We start from the raw sequence: 675 nt of genomic DNA on the forward strand, positions 1-675 counted from the left end.
CCGGTTTTCCCGCAAGGAGTGGTAAATTTCCGCCAGTTCATCCATAAAGATATCAATTGACCAGCCATCAATGGCGATGTGGTGCCATAACAGTAATAAATAGTGGCTGTCAGCAACCGGATAGTGACACAGGCGCAGGCTAGGTTCTGTGGTCAAATCAAACGGGGTGGCTATTTCAGCGCGAACGGTGTTCAAAAGCGCATTAACATCGTCACAGGATTGGGATTTGATAACCAGATTTTCATGCAATATTTGCTGGTAAATCTGGCCTGCATCATCGCTGTGGTACACCATCTTCATTACTGAGTGGCGTTCAGCCAGCCGGTTAATGGCGGTTTCTAACAGTGGCAGGCAGGCATCATTATCCAGCTGAACCAGATAAGGGATATGATAGGCATCAGAGCCTTGTTCAAACTGCTCGATAAACAGCATCCGCTCCTGAGCAAACGATAATGGGTAGCTCTCTTGTGGCAGGTGGGGGATAACCGTATAGGTCTGCTGTGCCATTTGGGTTATCAGGCCAGCGATAGTTTTCAGCTCAAACAGTTGTGCCAGTGATACCTCGGTTGCCAGAACCCGGCGAATGGCGGCGGTCAGCTTAACCGCTGTCAGGGAGTTGCCTCCAATACGGAAGAAGTTATCCTCAATGCCAACCCGTTCCAGCCCCAATACCTC

At 49.6% G+C, this 675-nt stretch carries 1 protein-coding gene; it reads right to left on the bottom strand.

All coding sequences use genetic code 11. The features are described from left to right. On the bottom strand, window positions 1-675 hold a 675-nt coding region (locus tag Xbud_RS19235), incomplete at both ends, for a condensation domain-containing protein (RefSeq protein WP_211283563.1).

This window comes from Xenorhabdus budapestensis (assembly GCF_002632465.1).
Classification (GTDB): domain Bacteria; phylum Pseudomonadota; class Gammaproteobacteria; order Enterobacterales; family Enterobacteriaceae; genus Xenorhabdus; species Xenorhabdus budapestensis.